The following is a 1952-nucleotide window of genomic DNA, read 5'->3' on the forward strand; positions in this document are numbered from 1 at the left end:
TTGCTTACTAAGCTATGGGTAACTACTGCAATCTTCATCTCAGTTTCTTTATATAACTCTTCTTTATCGAAGGTTATATATGCCCTATTTAATGCACTTTCAATTAAATTTATGTCCCTAACTCCATCACTTCCACCAGTTTTTGCTACAATCTTTTTATGAAATAATAAAACATTATCTAAATCAATGCTTTTCATTATTTACTTAACTCCTTTAGGGCTTCTTCATTTTGGAAAATGATACTATCCATTAAATTTTCCATTTCTTTTTGTTGTTTTTGTTTTAAAAACTCTACAAAATCTATTACTTCTCTTTTCTGTAGTTCTGGAAGTGATTCGAAATCCTTCACTAATTTTTCTGCTAGTGTCATACATATCACCTCTCATATATGATAATTATTTATTATATTATACACTATTTTATCTGAAAACCTCCACTAGATTCTTTAATATGTCGCATAACGTTTCGCATGGCCGACACCACAATAACTTAGCCAGACTTGGCTTAGTTATTGTGGTGTGTGCTGGCTTACCCCAGAGCTTGACCCTCTCCAGCACGAATGGCCATGCAATGTTATGTGCAGTAGTTGCTATCCCCTAAGGAATACCCTAGCTTCTCTAACTCTCTTACCGACTGTTCTAATCCTTTTATTGTTTTAGTTTCAATTACACATGCAGACCCTGTATTTTTTGCTATATTTAATTTATCTTCTATATTAATATTTCCACTAAACAATGATAGATGATTATCTTTGCCTTTTGCATCATGAATATGCATATGTTTAAGTTTATTTATATTGTCTATTATAAATTTTGTATCAATTTCACCACTTGAATAATCATGTCCAATGTCCCAAGTTAGTACAAATTTATCACTTATTAATAATTCTGACACTGCTTTTAATATAAAATCAAAGTTATATATTCCTGTATTTTCTATAGAAATTTTAATGTTACTGTCTCCTATCCATTCCTCAACAAGCATTCTAAAATTTAATATACTATTATAGAATTCATTAAAATACTTTTCATATAAATATATCTTATAATCTGGCATTTTAAAATAAACACCTAAATTCATATGTATATTAATAATTGGTGATTTTATTATTTTTGAAATTTCTATAACTTCTCTTATTGTATCTAAATGTACTCTTTTTATCTTTTCATGGTAACTTGCAATATCTATTTCTTCGGGAAGATGAAAAGTAAAATAAATTTTTTCTTTTCTTTGCATTTCGACTAATTTACGTATATCTATTTTTTCTATCTGATACTGTGGTAGATTCATATTCAATTCAATAAAATTCAGCCCTAATCTTTTACATAATTTAACGTTATCTTCAAGTGTATCGAGCTCTATTAATGTAGGCATACCAAATATAATTTTTTTCATTAATTTACTCTCCTATTAATTCTTATTGATGAAAAAACTTTTTCTTTTTACCTCAATGGAATACCCTGAAGTAACTATTGCATATAACGTTTGTTAAAATGACATTTATGTCGTTTTAATTTATGATGTAGGTTAATAGGCGACGGTAGTGTCGTCTATTAACCATTTGGTCTACGTAGTAGATCGCACTATTTTATCAAGTGGGCTCTGGATTTTTGAGATGCTTTTTTGTGTAACGTGGGTGTATATTTCTGTTGTTTTTGAGCTTGAGTGTCCTAGGAGTTCCTGAATGAATCTTAAGTCAGTACCACCTTCTAAAAGGTGGGTTGCAAATGAGTGTCTTAGTGCATGGACACTTACTTTTCTATTTATTCCGGCTTTTATACAAGCATCCTCAAATATTCTTTGGACTGTTCTCTCTGTTATGTGTGATGCATCTTTTCCACCTGTGAATAACCAAGTTTCAGGTTTGTAGAGCATAAAGTATTTTCTTAGCTGAGTTAATGCTATTTCTGAGAGAACTGTATACCTATCCTTTCTTCCCTTCCCTTGATTTG

The 1952-nt window shown here is 30.2% G+C and carries 3 protein-coding genes and 1 pseudogene; all 4 read right to left on the reverse strand.

Annotation, left to right across the window (positions count from 1 at the left end; translation table 11 throughout):
- Positions 1-197, reverse strand: a pseudogene (locus Q428_RS13850) (type II toxin-antitoxin system death-on-curing family toxin); the annotation flags it as partial.
- A complete protein-coding gene (locus Q428_RS15060) occupies positions 197-370 on the reverse strand; it encodes a DUF2281 domain-containing protein (RefSeq protein ID WP_084478413.1) in 174 nt (57 codons plus the stop codon). The pseudogene Q428_RS13850 and the gene Q428_RS15060, both read right to left, overlap by 1 nt.
- A gap of 203 nt (positions 371-573) precedes the next feature.
- Positions 574-1395 (reverse strand): TIM barrel protein, encoded by an 822-nt coding sequence (locus Q428_RS13855; RefSeq protein ID WP_051515190.1) that lies wholly within the window; start codon positions 1393-1395, stop codon positions 574-576.
- A gap of 171 nt (positions 1396-1566) precedes the next feature.
- Positions 1567-1952, reverse strand: a 386-nt coding sequence (locus Q428_RS13860) for a tyrosine-type recombinase/integrase (protein ID WP_035381949.1), incomplete at its 5' end; no start/stop codon positions are given.

Source organism: Fervidicella metallireducens AeB (genome assembly GCF_000601455.1).
In the GTDB taxonomy this organism is placed as follows: domain Bacteria; phylum Bacillota; class Clostridia; order Clostridiales; family Caloramatoraceae; genus Fervidicella; species Fervidicella metallireducens.

Excerpts from the sequence above, each read along its gene's own strand:
- Q428_RS13855 (WP_051515190.1), bottom strand. The coding sequence starts at position 1,395 with ATGAAAAAAATTATATTTGGTATGCCTACATTAATAGAGCTCGATACA.
- Q428_RS15060 (WP_084478413.1), bottom strand. The coding sequence starts at position 370 with ATGACACTAGCAGAAAAATTAGTGAAGGATTTCGAATCACTTCCAGAA.